General features: G+C 74.1%; 13 protein-coding genes, 1 tRNA gene and 1 pseudogene. 5 read left to right on the top strand and 10 right to left on the bottom strand.

The window, feature by feature from the left end:
- Positions 1 to 203: 203 nt before the first annotated feature.
- The 5 genes from FFT21_RS25360 to FFT21_RS25340 all read right to left on the bottom strand — a co-directional run bounded on the left by FFT21_RS25360 (position 204) and on the right by FFT21_RS25340 (position 4,088).
- Positions 204 to 279: transfer RNA gene (locus tag FFT21_RS25360), tRNA-Ala, on the bottom strand.
- Positions 280 to 335: 56 nt separating this feature from the next.
- Positions 336 to 1,115: a divisome protein SepX/GlpR gene (gene sepX / locus FFT21_RS25355; protein WP_137816438.1), complete on the bottom strand. Its 780-nt coding sequence runs from the start codon at positions 1,113 to 1,115 to the stop codon at positions 336 to 338.
- 126 nt (positions 1,116 to 1,241) lie between these two features.
- Positions 1,242 to 1,937 carry a GNAT family N-acetyltransferase gene (locus FFT21_RS25350; protein WP_137816437.1) on the bottom strand — a complete coding sequence of 232 codons (696 nt, stop codon included), beginning with the start codon at positions 1,935 to 1,937 and terminating at the stop codon, positions 1,242 to 1,244.
- A gap of 12 nt (positions 1,938 to 1,949) precedes the next feature.
- A complete protein-coding gene (gene glp / locus FFT21_RS25345) occupies positions 1,950 to 3,173 on the bottom strand; it encodes a molybdotransferase-like divisome protein Glp (protein WP_137816436.1) in 1,224 nt (407 codons plus the stop codon).
- Between the two features lie 24 nt (positions 3,174 to 3,197).
- On the bottom strand, positions 3,198 to 4,088 hold the full coding sequence (locus FFT21_RS25340; RefSeq protein ID WP_137816435.1) for a UTP--glucose-1-phosphate uridylyltransferase: 891 nt from the start codon (positions 4,086 to 4,088) through the stop codon (positions 3,198 to 3,200).
- Between the two features lie 38 nt (positions 4,089 to 4,126).
- On the opposite strand from FFT21_RS25340, the gene FFT21_RS25335 reads away from it, so the two are divergent.
- The 4 genes and pseudogenes from FFT21_RS25335 to mscL all read left to right on the top strand — a co-directional run.
- Positions 4,127 to 4,747, top strand: coding sequence for a 5-formyltetrahydrofolate cyclo-ligase (locus FFT21_RS25335; protein ID WP_137816434.1), 621 nt, complete (start codon positions 4,127 to 4,129; stop codon positions 4,745 to 4,747).
- A 230-nt stretch (positions 4,748 to 4,977) separates the two neighbouring features.
- Entirely contained in the window at positions 4,978 to 5,313 is a 336-nt protein-coding gene (locus FFT21_RS25330; RefSeq protein ID WP_137816433.1) for an FmdB family zinc ribbon protein, read from the top strand.
- A 137-nt stretch (positions 5,314 to 5,450) separates the two neighbouring features.
- On the top strand, positions 5,451 to 6,134 hold the full coding sequence (gene cpaB / locus FFT21_RS25325) for a Flp pilus assembly protein CpaB (protein ID WP_225978750.1): 684 nt from the start codon (positions 5,451 to 5,453) through the stop codon (positions 6,132 to 6,134).
- Between the two features lie 50 nt (positions 6,135 to 6,184).
- Positions 6,185 to 6,583, top strand: a pseudogene (gene mscL, locus FFT21_RS30060) (large conductance mechanosensitive channel protein MscL); the annotation flags it as partial.
- Between the two features lie 267 nt (positions 6,584 to 6,850).
- Here the strand turns inward: mscL and FFT21_RS29000 are convergent.
- Positions 6,851 to 7,027, bottom strand: a complete 177-nt coding sequence (locus FFT21_RS29000; RefSeq protein ID WP_153816587.1) for a hypothetical protein — start codon at positions 7,025 to 7,027, stop codon at positions 6,851 to 6,853.
- Between the two features lie 125 nt (positions 7,028 to 7,152).
- A complete protein-coding gene (locus tag FFT21_RS25315; RefSeq protein WP_137816431.1) occupies positions 7,153 to 7,650 on the bottom strand; it encodes a MogA/MoaB family molybdenum cofactor biosynthesis protein in 498 nt (165 codons plus the stop codon).
- Between the two features lie 204 nt (positions 7,651 to 7,854).
- Between FFT21_RS25315 and FFT21_RS25310 the strand changes: the two genes are divergently transcribed.
- The gene (locus tag FFT21_RS25310) at positions 7,855 to 8,919 is read left to right on the top strand and encodes an NAD-dependent epimerase/dehydratase family protein (RefSeq protein WP_137816430.1); all 1,065 of its coding nucleotides are present in this window, start codon (positions 7,855 to 7,857) and stop codon (positions 8,917 to 8,919) included.
- 12 nt (positions 8,920 to 8,931) lie between these two features.
- Here the strand turns inward: FFT21_RS25310 and FFT21_RS25305 are convergent, their stop codons facing one another.
- The 3 genes from FFT21_RS25305 to FFT21_RS25295 form a co-directional block, all read right to left on the bottom strand.
- Positions 8,932 to 9,993, bottom strand: coding sequence for a sensor histidine kinase (locus FFT21_RS25305; RefSeq protein WP_137816429.1), 1,062 nt, complete (start codon positions 9,991 to 9,993; stop codon positions 8,932 to 8,934).
- A gap of 5 nt (positions 9,994 to 9,998) precedes the next feature.
- Positions 9,999 to 10,727, bottom strand: a complete 729-nt coding sequence (locus FFT21_RS25300) for a response regulator transcription factor (protein ID WP_137816444.1) — start codon at positions 10,725 to 10,727, stop codon at positions 9,999 to 10,001.
- A gap of 156 nt (positions 10,728 to 10,883) precedes the next feature.
- Positions 10,884 to 12,269 (bottom strand): hypothetical protein, encoded by a 1,386-nt coding sequence (locus FFT21_RS25295; RefSeq protein WP_371856861.1) that lies wholly within the window; start codon positions 12,267 to 12,269, stop codon positions 10,884 to 10,886.
- Between the last annotated feature and the right edge of the window lie 280 nt (positions 12,270 to 12,549).

Here is a 12,549-nt window from a genome sequence, read left to right as displayed (position 1 = left end):
CGCCGGCAGCGACAAGATCCGCAAAGCCCTGATCGAAACCCCCATCGCCAGAGTCATCATCACAGGGCCCGACCGCGTCGTCCCCGCCTACCGCATCCCCCAACCCCGCACCAACCCGGACACAGCACACACAAACAAGGCCCTGACCAGCGAAAACCCGCCAGCCAGGGCCACCAAGGAAGGTGTTCGTGCAATGACTAATTTGGTGGAGCTGAGGGGAGTCGAACCCCTGACCTTCTCGATGCGAACGAGACGCGCTACCAACTGCGCTACAGCCCCGTGTTCGGTTGCGGGAGAGAGCATATCAAGTGGCCGCGGGGTGTTCCGGCGGCCCCCTACTCGCCCGCGGCCCGGCGGTAGGGCATCTCCCGGACGCTCTGCAGTTCCTCGAAGGCCGGGTCCTCGTCGTCGATCTCGACGACCACCAGGTTCGGCGTGTCCGGCCTGCTTCGGTGCGGTGCGGCGACGGTGAGCCTGGTGACCGTGCCGTCCTCGTCGACGGGCGCGGGCACCGCGTCGACCTGCTCCTCGGCGGCCTGCCGGCGGCGGGCCGCGGCCAACCGGGCCAGCCGGCGCTGGCGGATCTCCTCCTCGATGCGCACCTGCCGGCGGAGGTAGGTGAGATAGCACACCAGGAGCAGATCGTCCGCGCCGTGCGCCCACCACGCCACGGGCATGGCGAAGGCCGCGAACAGCGCGGTGGCCACCGCGGTGAACAGCAGGAACAGCACGACTCGCTGGCGGAAGGCGTACTTGGCGCGGGCCGCTGCCGCGGCCGCCCTCGGGTCGAACCCGCCGCGGCCGGGCCGGTAGGGGCGGGTTTCGTAGTCGGCGTCGTCCTCCTCGTCGTCGGGCGGCTCGATGTCGACCGGCTGGCGCGCACGGCGGCGCTGGTCGCGGTAGTGCTCGCCGGCGCGGTCGGTTCCCGCCCGGGCCGTGTCCGCCACGTCGAACTCCTCCTTGGCGACGCTCACCGTGCTGCCACTGCGGACGACTCTCGCGGCCAGCGCGGAGTCGGCGGTCTTCGCCACCTCCTGGCGCCGGCGGGCGATCATCGGAACGAGAATCATCAGCCAGGCGACGGCGAGCGCGACAATGATCAACGAGCTGGGCATCGCCCGTCACCTCCCCCGGCCACCAGCGCTCCCTCCAAGCGGGCGCCACGTTAGTCACACCAGTCACACCAGTGTCGTAGGCGCGCCGCTAACGCAAGGTCCCGACACGGTCTCGACTGGGGGGATTTACGGCATCTGGGCGCGACCCTGCTCGACCAAACGGGCGACCAACCCCATGCCGGTCTCCTCGGCGGTCATCGCGAAGCACAGGTGGTCCCGCCACGCGCCGGCGACGTCCAGGTAGCGGCGGAACAGCCCCTCCTGGCGGAACCCGAGCTTGGTCAGTACCCGGATACTCGGCGTGTTCTCCGGCCGCACCGTGGCGTCCAGCCGGTGCAGGCCGGCGCGCGCGAAGCAGTGGTCCACGACCAGCGCCACCGCACCGGTGGCCACGCCACCGCCCACACAGTGGCTGCCCACCCAGTAGCCGATCCAGGCGGACCGCAGCGAGCCACGCACGATGTTTCCCACGGTGACCTGGCCGGCCAGCGTCCCGTTGACGAGCACCATGAACGGCAGCGCGTGGCCGCGCCGGGCCATGCCACGCAGCGACGACCACTGCCCCGGCCAGGCCAGCACCGCGTTGCGTTCCGCCCAGCCGCCCGGCGAGGTCGGCTCCCAGTTCTCCAGGTGGGCCCGGTCGCGCACCCGGATGCGGCTCCACGCGCCGCCGTCGAACAGCCTGGGCGGTCGCAGCTCGACCGTGCCGGCAGGTACCCGGAGCGGACCCAACCGGGCCGGCCAACCGGGATGCCGGCCCCAGCCGGCCCCACGACCGCCGCCTTCCTCCGGCCAGGCCACACCGCCCGCCGTGTGGCTCATCGGTTCGTCGTCCTAACCACGTTGCGCAAGAAAGCTGACCCTGACCTGTTCTCCCGCCATGACGTCGGTGGTGTCCTCTTCTACCAGGATCAGGCAGTTCGCCTCGGCCAGGGAGGCGAGCAGGTGCGAGCCGGAGGTACCCAGCGGCTGCACCAGGTACTCACCGTTGTCGCTGTCGCGGAGCAGTTGCCCGCGCAGGAAACCGCGCCGGCCCTTGGTGGACGAGGTCGGAGACAGCAGTCGCGCGCTGACCTCCCTGCGCTGCGGGTGCTTCTTGCCCAGCACGCAGCGGATCAGCGGGCGCACCAGCACCTCGAACACGACCAGCGCGCTCATCGGGTTGCCGGGCAGCAGGAAGGTGGGCACCGCGTCCGGGCCGAGCCGGCCGAAGCCCTGCACCGAACCGGGGTGCATGGCGACCCGGGTGGTGTCCATCTCGCCGAGGTCGGCGAGGGCGGCGCGGACCTCCTCGCCGGCTGAGCCGCCGACGCCGCCCGCGATCACCACGATCTCGGACAGCAGCAGCCGGCCGTCGACCACCTCGCGCAGCCGGGATGGGTCGGTGCTGACGATGCCGACCCGGGTGACCTCCGCGCCGGCGTCCCTGGCCGCGGCGGCCAGCGCGTAGGAGTTGACGTCGTAGATCTGGCCCTGGCTGGGGGTGCGGTCCACGTCGAGCAGTTCCTCGCCGACAGAGATGATCGACACCCGGGGCCTGGGGTGGACCAGCACCTTGTCCCTGCCGACCGCGGCGAGCAGCCCGACCTGCGCGGCGCCGATCGTGGTGCCGCGGCGCACCACCACGTCACCGGTCTGCACGTCCTCGCCGGTCCGCCGGACGAACGCGGCGGAGGGCACCGGGCGCTGCACGGTCACTCGGGCCAGATGCCCGTCGGTGAAGCCAAGCGGCACCACGGCATCGGCCAGGGTGGGCAGCGGCGCTCCGGTGGCCACACGCACGGCCTGGCCGGGTTGTAGCCGGCGGGGCTGCCGGGAACCGGCCGGGATCTCGCCGACCACCGGAAGCCGCACCGGTTTCTCCGCCGCACCCTGCACGTCCACGCTGCGCACCGCGTACCCGTCGACGACGGCCTGGTCGAAGCCGGGCAGCGGTCGCTCGGCGACCACCTCCTCGGCGCACAGCAGGCCCTGCGCCTCGGAGATGGCCACCCGCACGGGTGCCGGCCGGACCGCGGCCGCGAGAACTCGGCGGAGCTGCTCGTCCACTGACCTCATGCCGTCGACCTCGCTGCTCGGGACTCAGGGGTTGCCGATCCGCTCCCGCAACCACCGCAGCAGGTCCGCGCCGTAGTCCGGGTGCTCGAGAGCGAAGTCAACCGCAGCACGGAGGAATCCGCCCGGGTTGCCGAGGTCGTGTCGACCACCTCGGTGCACCACGACGTGTACCGGATGTCCCTCGGAGATGAGCAGCGCCACGGCGTCGGTGAGCTGCAGCTCGCCGCCCGCCCCCGGAGAGATCCGCTTGAGCGCGTCGAACACGGCCCGGTCGAGCAGGTACCGCCCGGCCGCGGCGAAGGTGGACGGGGCCTCCTCCGGCTTCGGCTTCTCCACCATGCCCTTGACCCGCTTGACGTCCTCGTCGTCGGTCGGGTCCACATCGAACACGCCGTACGGGGAGATCTCCTCGCGCGGTACGTCGAACGCGCACAGCACGCTGCCGCCGAACCGCTCACGTACCTCGGCCATCTTGATCAGCACGCCGGTGGGCAGCACCAGGTCGTCCGGCAGCAGCACCGCGACGGCCTCGTCGTCGCCGGTGAGGTTCGGCTCGGCGCAGCCCACCGCGTGGCCGAGGCCGAGGGCGCGCTCCTGGATCGCGGTCTCCACCTCGATCAGCGTCGACGCCCTGCGGACCTTCTCCAGCAGCGCCTCCTTGCCCCGGTCGGCGAGGGTCGCCTCCAGGTCCGGCTGCGGGCGGAAGTACTCGGCCACCGCGTCCTTGCCGGGTGACGTGACGATCACCAGGCGGCTGGCGCCCGCCTCCGCGGCCTCGGCTGCGACCAGTTCGATCCCTGGCGTGTCCACCACCGGGAACAGCTCCTTGGGCACCGCCTTGGTGGTCGGCAGGAAGCGCGTGCCCAGGCCGGCGGCGGGCACGATCGCGGTCCGGAAAGCGCTCGAGGGGCTCATGTGTCCGGAGCCTATCGACGTCCGTACAGTCGGGTCGTGTGACGCTGTCGCCCTCGCCGTCCGACAAGACCACCTGGCGCGCCCGGTTGCAGGCCGCCCGGAAGGCAGTGCCGGCCGAGCAGCACGCGCGGGAGGCCGAGGCGCTGGTCGCGCAGGTGGGCTGGGTGGTGGGCTCGCTGGGCGCCGCCCCGGGTGACGTGGTGTGCGGCTACGTGCCGGTGGGCACCGAGCCGGGTTCGCTGGCCATGATCGACGTGCTGCGGGACGCCGGCTACCGGGTGCTGCTTCCGGTGGTGCCGATGGCCGGCGACCGGACGGTGGGAGCCGGGCCGCTGGACTGGGCGGAGTACCAGGGCGCGGAGGCGCTGCGACTGGGGCGGTACCGGCTGCGCGAGCCGGCCGGCCCGACCCTGGGCCCGCCGGCGCTCGCGCTGGCCAAGGCCGTGCTGGTGCCCGCGCTGGCGGTGGACCGGGCCGGGGTGCGGCTCGGCCGGGGCGCCGGCTACTACGACCGCTCGCTGACCCGGGTGGAGCCAGGGACGCCGCTGGTCGCCGTGGTGCGCGACGACGAGTTGGTGGAGGCGCTGCCTTCCGACCCGCACGACGTGCTGATGACCGCCGCGCTGACCCCGACGCGGGGCCTGGTGCCGCTGGGCTGATCGTCGCGGCGACTGCGTACTCCGGCGGCCGCAGCGGTGGTGGCACCGGGCTACCGCGGCCTGCCACGTCCGGGTGAGCCACCCACCACGGTGCCCGCGACGCACCGCTCTCCGGCCTCCTACCCGGGACCTACCTGCGCCGTTTGCACGGCGGGCACGGCGTGACGCATCATTTTGTTGGCACTCTCCATCCTCGAGTGCCAATGCGATTCCCGCGAAGGGAGCCCACTGTGCCCACCTACCAGTACGCCTGCACCGCCTGCGACCACCGCTTCGAGACGGTGCAGTCCTTCTCCGACCCCGCGTTGACCGAATGCCCGGAGTGCTCGGGCCGGCTGCGCAAGCTGTTCGGCTCGGTAGGCATCGTGTTCAAGGGCAGCGGCTTCTACCGGACGGACAGCCGGGCCAGCGGGTCCGAGTCGAACGGGAAGGCGAGTACTGGAAGCAACGGCTCCGGCGGGTCGAGCAAGTCCGACTCGTCGTCGTCCTCGTCGCCTTCGTCGTCCGGCGGGAACTCCTCATCCTCCACCAGTTCCCCGACGGCATCGTCCGCGGCAGCGTCCTGACCCCCAGTTGTCCACACCCTGACCGGTTGTCCACAGGGCGGGGCCGGAACGGCCCGCCCCGTCCCGGCCACCCCTAGCGTCGGCCCCGACGCCGGCACCCGATCCGCGGGCGCCGCAGGAGGGCACAGGGGGCGACGATGGACACCGGGAACGCCGCGCGGCGACCGGCGGTGGCAGGCGAGCGGTTGCGGCGGCTGGTCGGCCGCCGTCAGCGCTTGGGATGGGCGCGCTCGCTGGCGCTGCGCCGGATTGCCGCGGCCCTGCTGACGCTGCTCGCGGCGGTGCTCGCGCTGCGCCCGGCTCCCGCCCCGGCGGCGGCCGGGGCCAGCGCCGCGTTACTCGTCGCCGCGCACGACCTGCCTCCCGGCGCCCTGCTCGCGCCCGAGGACGTGCGGCCGGCCACGCTGCCCAGGGACGCGGTGCCCTCGGGCGCGCTGCGGGAGCCGTCCGCCGCCGTGGGCCGGGTGCTCGTCGGGCCGGCCAGGGCCGGCGAGCCGATCACCGACGTCCGCCTTCTCGGTCCGGAGAACACCCGGGTGTCCAGCGGCGATCCCTCGGCAGCGGCGGTACCGGTGCGGCTGGCCGACGCCGGCGTCGCGGACCTGCTCCGCCCGGGCAGCCGGGTCGACGTGATCGCCCTGGACGACGGCGAGCGGCGCGGCTCGGTGCTGGCCACCGACGCGGTGGTACTGACCGTGCGACCGGCCGGATCGGGTCCGGGCGAGCACGGCAGGCTGGTCGTCGTGGCCCTGACCCGATCCGAGGCGACCAGGGTGGCGACCGCCGCACTGGGCCAACCGGTAACCGTTACCCTCCGCTAGCGGCTGACCCGAACGGGGTCTATCGGTTGGGCCATACGAAGGGGCTGGCAGTGCTCAAGAGCTTCCAGGGCTTCAAGGACTTCATCTCCCGCGGCAACGTCATCGAGTTGGCCGTCGCGGTGGTGATCGGCACCGCGTTCACCGCGATCGTCACCGCGTTCACCAACGGCATCATCAAGCCGTTCATCAACACGCTCGGGGGCAACCAGGCCGTGCACGGGCTGGGCTTCCGGGTGCTGCCCGGCAACGACGCGACGTTCGTCGACGTCGGCGGCGTGATCAACGCGGCGATCAACTTCTTGATCATCGCGGCGGTGGTCTACTTCGGTCTGGTCCTGCCGATGAACAAGCTGCGGGAGCGGCGCAGGCGCGGCGAGGAGAAGGGGCCGGCGGAGCCCACCGACGTCGAGTTGCTCAAGGAGATCCGCGACCTGCTCAAGGACGGTCAGATCGGCTCGGCCGGCGCCGCCTCCGGCTCGGCTACCACCTCGGGGTCCGCCGCCGACTCGCGCTCAGCAGGTAGCGCCTCGGGGTCCGGTTTCGCCCCGGCCTCCCGTTCCACCCCGGGGTCCGACACCGCGTCGACGTCCGGTGCCGCCTCGAAATCCGGTTCCGGGTCGGGCTCCGGTGCCGGTACCGCCTCGGGGTCCGACACGGCGGGCGACGACTGATCCGGCACGCGGATCGGTCCGGCTGGGTGACGCGGCGCCGCGGGCTCAGTCCCGGTCGTGGTGCGGCGGCCGGTTCTCCCGGTACCAGTCGTCCGCGGCGCGGGACGGAGTCTCCGGCTCCCGTTCGTCGGAGGTGGTGTCCGGGAGCACGTCGCCGAACACGTCGGCGAGCCGGGAGCGCGGCACCCGCCGCCTCCGCCGTTCACGCTCGGATTCGGTCACCTCACCATGGTGCCGCAGCGAGTGAGGGCCCCGCGGTGGACGGCCGCGGGGCCCGTGGGGTCCGACCTGGCCGCGACGGCCGGCGCGTGCCCTCCGGCACTCCGCGGGCGGGATCCGCGGCGGGATCAGCTTTCCAGCCCGGAGAGCTGCTCGATCACGTGCGGCACCAGTGCGGACAGCGTGGCCATGCCGTCCCGCACCGCGGCGCGGGAGCCGGCCAGGTTCACCACCAGGGTGCTGCCCGAGATGCCCACCAGGCCGCGCGAGATCCCGGCGTCCACGGCGCCCGCCGCGAGGCCGGACGCCCGCAACGCCTCGGCGATGCCCGGGATGCCCCGGTCCAGCACGCCCTGGGTGGCGTCCGGGGTGACGTCCCTTGGCGACACCCCGGTCCCACCCACCGTCACCACCAGGTCGACGCCGCCGATCACCGCCGTGTTCAACGCGTTCCGGATGTCCACCGTCTCGCCGGCGACCGCGACCGTGCCGTCGACGATGAAACCCGCCTCCTCCAACAGTTCGGTGACCAGGGGACCCGTGGAGTCCTCGTGTTCGCCGTGGGCCACCCGGTCGTCGACGATCACGATGAGGGCCCGGCCGAGCCGCTGAGCGCTGCGTTCCATGCGCGCCACGTTAGCCGGACCCCGGAACCGGAGACGCCCTGCCCGCCCCTTTCGGAACCGGCTGACCTGGTATGACGCTGGCGCCGTCGGAGCGACGCGATCGGCGCCGCCGCGCCCCGGGCACCGCGAGGAAACCTGACGGTTCGGTGACGTCGCCGCGCCGTTGCGGGACGGCCAGCCACCCGGCGGCCTAGCGTGCGGAACGTGCGCATCCTGATCACCGGAGGGGCCGGGTTCGTCGGCTCGCACGTGGCCGACCTGCTCGCCGACCGAGGCCACCGGCCGACGCTGGTGGACAACCTGTTGCCGGAGGCGCACGGCGGTCCGCAGGCGCCGCCGTGGTGCCGGCGGCACGAACTCGTGGTCGGCGACGTCCGGGACGCCGATCTGCTCGCCGCGCTGCTGCCCGGCGTGGACGTGGTGTGCCACCAGGCCGCCGTGGTCGGGCACGGCCTCGACCCGTCCGACGCGCCGCGGTACACGTTGCACAACGACCACGGCACCGCGGTACTGCTGGCCGCCATGCACGCGGCCGGGGTGCGGCGGCTGGTGCTCGCCTCGTCCATGGTCGTCTACGGCGAGGGGCGGTACCGGTGCGCGGCGCACGGCGTGCTGCGGCCGGACCCGCGCCGGACCGAGGACGTCGCCGCCGGCCGGTACGAGCCGCCGTGCCCGGAATGCGGCGGCGCGCTGCAGCCGCTGCTGGTGCCGGAGGACGCGCCGCTGGAACCGCGCAGCGTCTACGCCGCCACCAAGGTGGCCCAGGAGCACCTGGCCGCGGCATGGGCCAGGCAGACCGGCGGCGCGGTGTGGGCGTTGCGGTACCACAACGTGTACGGGCCACGGATGCCGCGGGACACCCCGTACGCCGGGGTGGCCTCGCTGTTCCGGTCCGCGCTGCGCCGCGGTGAGGCGCCCACCGTGCTGGAGGACGGCCGGCAGCGGCGGGACTTCGTGCACGTCCGGGACGTCGCGCTGGCCAACGCGCTCGCGGTGGAGACCGAACCGCCGGCGGGCGGTCTCACCGCGGTCAACGTGTGCTCCGGTGAGCCGCACACGGTCGGCGAGTTGGCCGCCGAACTCGCCCGCGCGCACGGCGGCCCGGCGCCGAAGGTGGTCGGCGGAGCCCGTCCCGGGGACGTGCGGCACATCGTCGCCGACCCGGAGCGGGCCCGCCGGCTGCTCGGGTTCCGCGCCACGGTCGCCTTCGCCGAAGGGGTGGCGGCGCTCGCCACCGACCCGATGCGCGACCCGGCGACCGTCGGCTGAGCCTGGCCGGGGTCAGCCGGAGGCGGCGAGCGGTAGGCGAACCTCGAAGCGGCAGCCGCCGCCGTGGTTGCGCGCCTCGATCCGCCCGCGGTGCGCCTCGACCAGCCCGCGGGCGATGGCCAGCCCCAGCCCGGCGCCGGCCGGGCGGGCGTCGCGCCGCTCCGGGGCCCGGCCGGCCGAACCCGTCTCCGGCTGCTCCGGCGTCCGCGACGCCGTGCCGCGGAACGCCACGTCGAACACCCGGCTCAGCTCGTGCTCGGGAATCCCGCCGCAGCCGTCGTCCACCCGCAGCCACGCCTCGCCGCCCTCGGCCCCGGCCCGCACCGCCACCGTGCCGTCCGGCGGGGTGTGCCGGATCGCGTTGGCCAGCAGGTTGCGCACCACCCTGGCCAGTTCGGGGTCGCTGCCCAGCACCACCGGCCAGGTGCTCGCCTCGGCGTGCAACCGGACGCCCTTGCTGCGAGCCGTCGCCGCCTCCGCGGACACCGCCTCGCTCACCACGTCCTGCAACGGCACCGCGGACATGGTCAGCCGCAGCGCGCCCATGGTGATCCGGGACAGCTCGAACAGGTCGTCCACCATCGCGGACAGCCGGCGGGTCTCCGCGCGGATCCGGTTCGCGTAGTCGGCGACCTCGGCCGGCTCGCCGACCACGCCGTCGGCCAGTGCCTCGGCCATCGCCTGGATCCCGGCCAGCGGGGTGCGCAGGTCGTGGCTGATCCACGCGACGAGCTCGCGCCGGGACTGCTCGGCGGCCCGTTCCCGGGCCCTGGCCTCCCGCTCCCACACGCTGCGCCGGGCGATGCCCCGGCCGAGCAGCACCGCGGCGGGCACGGTGACCACCGCGACCAGCAGGCAGACCAGCAGCGTCGTGGTGAGCATCGGGGTGAACATGAATCCGCTGACGCCGAGCACCCCGACGAACGTGGCCACCAGCGGCACCAGCACCAGGACGGTCATCGCGGTGGCCAGCGACCGCCGGTGCAGCCGGTGCAGCAGCAGCGCGCCGGCCAGCGCCACCGGCAGCGAGAACGCCACCGCGTACGGCAGGACGTGCAGGACCTCGACGAGCATCCCGCTCACCCCTGCCGGTCGTAGCGGTAGCCGACGCCCCACACCGTGCTGATCCGCCTCGGCCGCCTCGGCTCGTCCTCGACCTTCTCCCGCAACCGTCGCACGTGGACGGTCACCGTGGAGTGGTCGCCGAAGTCCCACCCCCACACCCGCTCCAGCAGCTCGGTGCGGGTGAACGCGGTACCGGGGTGGGCCAGGAAGAACGCGAGCAGGTCGAACTCCCTGCTGGTCAGCGGCAGCTCCACGCCGCGGAGCAGGGCCAGCCGGGCGGCCGGGTCGACCCGCAGGTCACCGTCCACCAGCTCGCGGGCGGGCCGCGCGCCTGGCGCCGGCACGGTCACCGCGCGGCGCAGCACCGAACCGACCCGCAGCGCCAGCTCGCGCGGGCTGAACGGCTTGGTGACGTAGTCGTCGGCGCCGAGTCGCAGGCCGAGGATGCGGTCCTCCTCCTCGCCGAGCGCGGTCAGCATCACCACCGGGACCGCGGAGCTTTCCCGCAGCCGCCGGCACACCTCCAGGCCGTCCAGGCCGGGCAGCATCAGGTCGAGCACGACCAGGTCCGGCCGGATCGTCTCGGCCAGGTGCAGCGCCTCCTCGCCGTTACCGGCCAGCCGCACCTCGTGCCCGGCCCGCTCCAGGTAGCGGCGCACCACGTCGCGCACGGTGACGTCGTCGTCCACGACGAGCACCCGGCCGGTCACGCCGGCCGCCTTCCCCTCGGCCACTCCCGCCATCGTCAACCCCGGCTCCGCCCCGGGTGCGCATGGGGTGCTTCGCCCCGGCGTGTTCCCGTGCTCGTCATCGCATTCCAACTTCCGCGAGTTCGCGCGCTGTGGCCGTCTCGTGTGCCGCGGCCTGACCTGTCATTCCGATTCCGCCCCGGTTCCGGGTCACCAGTTCGTCAGCAGCAGGTGGTTCACTGCCAGCGCGGTGGCCGCCTGCCCGGCCAGCCACCACCGGCGTGACGCCGAGGGCAGCAGCGCCGCGGCCGAGACCAGCCACACCGCAAACGGTAGCCAGATTCGCTCCACCTCGGCCTTGCTCAGCCCGGACAGGTCGGCCGCGAGCACCGCGAGCGCGGCCGCGCCGGCCAGCGGGACCACCGCCGACCGGCCGCCGCCGGCGTGGCCCGGCCGGTACCCCCGGGCCAGCGCGGCGGCCCGGCGCAGCCCGGCGACCGCGGCCGGCCCGACGGCCACGGCGAGCGCGGCCAGGTCCGCCCACACCCAGTAGGCGTACCAGCGCTCGGCGCCGATCCCCTGGTAGTACCGCCGCACCACCAGGTGGTAGCCGTCTGGCCACCAGAACCCTGCCAGGGCGAACGCGGCCACCACCGCGAGCGCGCCCGCCGCGGCCAGGCCGGCGGCCCAGGCGTGCCGCAGCAGCAGCGGCACCACCAGCGCCACCGCGGCCAGCAACACCAGGCCGTAGGACAGGAACGCGCCGAAGCCGAGCAGCGCGCCGCCGGCCAGGCAGGCCGGCACCACCCGCTCCGGCCCCGCCGCGCGGGCGCCCACGGCGAGCAGCGCCACGCCGGTCGCGGTGACCCCGGTGAACAGCCCGTCGGCGGACGCGCCGACCCACACCGCGCCGGGGAACAGCACGGCGAACGGCAGCGCGGCCCTCGCCACCGGCTCGGCGCCGGCCGCGCGCAGCGTCACCGGCACGGCCACCGCGGCGAGGCAGCCGACCAGCACGCAGGTGACCGCCGCCCAGCCGCCGCCGGCCAGCCCGATCCGGTCCAGCCAGACGAACACCAGCAGCGCCCCCGGTGGATGGCCGGCGACGTGCGTGGTCCACGAGTCCGGCTGGAAGTCGAGGATCCGGGCGGTGAACCCGTGCAGCATCGCGCCGATGTCGGTGACCCCGGGGACTTCGTGCAGGTACTCGTGGCCGGAGGTGAGCCGGGCGGCCAGCCCGCGCTGCCAGCCGTCCACCAGGGCGAGCGCGAACGTCCACGCCACCGCGGCGGAGTACCCGGCGAGCAGCGCACGCCGCCAGGGCAGCCGGTCCGCCAACTCCGGCCCGCGCGCCACCACGGCGAGCGCCAGCAGCACGGCCGCTGGGGTACCCGGCCCGGTGTGCGGCAGCCAGGAGGCGAACAGCGGTGGTGCGGCGGCGAAGACCAGGTGCCCGGGCAGCCGGTCGAGCCACACCCCGACCACCGCGGCGGCGGTGACGAGGCCAGCCGCGGCGGACACGGCGACCAGGTCCCACCGGAGCGGCCGAACGGCGCTCCGGGCAACCTCGGGGTGGGCGGCGGTGTGCTGGACCACCGGCCCACAGTAGGGGCACGCCAGCGCCGCGGCGCGCCGCCGACGCGATCCGTCAGAACTCCGTAACACCTTCGGGGACGTCATGAATCGGTAAGCACCGCAATGCTTCTGCACCGTCCACCATGGACCTAGCGTCGGCCGGGTGACATACAGCTCCAGAACCGGACGGACCCGCGACGGCGAGCACGCGAACGCGCCGGGTCGAAACCCCGGGGATCGCGGGCAGCCGGGCGACCGGCACGCCCACACCCGGCCGCGCCCCGGCGACGCGATCGCGGCG

This window comes from Gandjariella thermophila (genome assembly GCF_005405885.1).
In the GTDB taxonomy this organism is placed as follows: domain Bacteria; phylum Actinomycetota; class Actinomycetes; order Mycobacteriales; family Pseudonocardiaceae; genus Gandjariella; species Gandjariella thermophila.
The sequence above is the reverse complement of the archived record's forward strand: the minus strand, read 5'-3'. Positions and strand labels throughout refer to the sequence as shown.